At 55.2% G+C, this 1,921-nt stretch carries 1 rRNA gene; it reads left to right on the top strand.

Annotation, left to right across the window (positions count from 1 at the left end):
- Positions 1 to 1,921 (top strand): 23S ribosomal RNA (locus tag IBX22_RS37125); the annotation flags it as partial.

Below are 1,921 nucleotides of genomic sequence, written 5' to 3'. Positions count from 1 at the left end.
CCCGAGTAGCAGCGGGCCCGTGAAATCTGCTGTGAATCTGCCGGGACCACCCGGTAAGCCTGAATACTCCCTGGTGACCGATAGCGGACTAGTACCGTGAGGGAAAGGTGAAAAGTACCCCGGGAGGGGAGTGAAATAGTACCTGAAACCGTGCGCTTACAATCCGTCAGAGCCTTTGAGTCGTTTGGTCGGCTGGGGGTGATGGCGTGCCTTTTGAAGAATGAGCCTGCGAGTTAGTGGCATGTGGCGAGGTTAACCCGTGTGGGGTAGCCGTAGCGAAAGCGAGTCCGAATAGGGCGATCATAGTCGCATGTTCTAGACCCGAAGCGGAGTGATCTACCCATGGCCAGGGTGAAGCGACGGTAAGACGTCGTGGAGGCCCGAACCCACTTAGGTTGAAAACTGAGGGGATGAGCTGTGGGTAGGGGTGAAAGGCCAATCAAACTCCGTGATAGCTGGTTCTCCCCGAAATGCATTTAGGTGCAGCGTCGCGTGTTTCTCACCGGAGGTAGAGCTACTGGATGGTCTAGGGGGCCTACAAGCTTACCGAAATCAGCCAAACTCCGAATGCCGGTGAGTGAGAGCGCGGCAGTGAGACTGCGGGGGATAAGCTTCGTAGTCGAGAGGGAAACAGCCCAGATCGCCGGCTAAGGCCCCTAAGCGTGTACTAAGTGGAAAAGGATGTGAAGTCGCGAAGACAACCAGGAGGTTGGCTTAGAAGCAGCCACCCTTGAAAGAGTGCGTAATAGCTCACTGGTCAAGTGATTTTGCGCCGACAATGTAGCGGGGCTCAAGTACACCGCCGAAGCCGCGGCATTCACACAATACGTCCATCACAGACTGCGGTTTGTGGTGCAGCGGTGTGGATGGGTAGGGGAGCGTCGTATGGCCATGGAAGCGGCGGAGTGATCCAGCCGTGGAGGCCATGCGAGTGAGAATGCAGGCATGAGTAGCGAAAGACGAGTGAGAAACTCGTCCGCCGAATGATCAAGGGTTCCTGGGCCAGGTTAATCCGCCCAGGGTGAGTCGGGACCTAAGGCGAGGCCGACAGGCGTAGTCGATGGACAACGGGTTGATATTCCCGTACCCGTGTATCCGCGCCAAATATCGAATCAGCTTTGCTAACTGTCCAAATGTTGTCTTATCGAGCCTTCGGGTGAGAGGGATGACGGCTGCACAGGACCCGGGTTGTAGTAGGTAAGCGATGGGGTGACGCAGGAAGGTAGCTGGGCCAGTCAGTGGTTGTACTGGTGTAAGCCTGTAGGGCGAGTGATAGGCAAATCCGTCACTCATTAAGCCTGAGAGGTGATGCGTAGCCGATTGAGGCGAATTCAGTGATCCTATGCTGCCGAGAAAAGCCTCTAGTGAGTTGGTACACGGCCCGTACCCCAAACCGACACAGGTGATCAGGTAGAGAATACTAAGGCGATCGAGAGAACTGTGGTTAAGGAACTCGGCAAAATGCCCCCGTAACTTCGGGAGAAGGGGGACCACAACTGGTGAACGGATTTACTCCGGGAGCTGGGGGTGGTCGCAGAGACCAGTGAGAAGCGACTGTTTACTAAAAACACAGGTCCGTGCGAAGTCGTAAGACGATGTATACGGACTGACGCCTGCCCGGTGCCGGAAGGTTAAGAGGACCGGTTAGCACTTCGGTGCGAAGCTGAGAATTTAAGCCCCGGTAAACGGCGGTGGTAACTATAACCATCCTAAGGTAGCGAAATTCCTTGTCGGGTAAGTTCCGACCTGCACGAATGGCGTAACGACTTCTCAGCTGTCTCAACCACAGACTCGGCGAAATTGCATTACGAGTAAAGATGCTCGTTACGCGCGGCAGGACGAAAAGACCCCGGGACCTTCACTATAGCTTGGTATTGGTGTTCGGTACGGTTTGTGTAGGATAGGTGGGAGACTGTGAAGC

The organism is Nocardia sp. XZ_19_385, assembly GCF_015355755.1.
Lineage (GTDB): Bacteria > Actinomycetota > Actinomycetes > Mycobacteriales > Mycobacteriaceae > Nocardia.
Note: the sequence above shows the minus strand (reverse complement) of the source record. Positions and strands in the feature narration are given on the sequence as shown.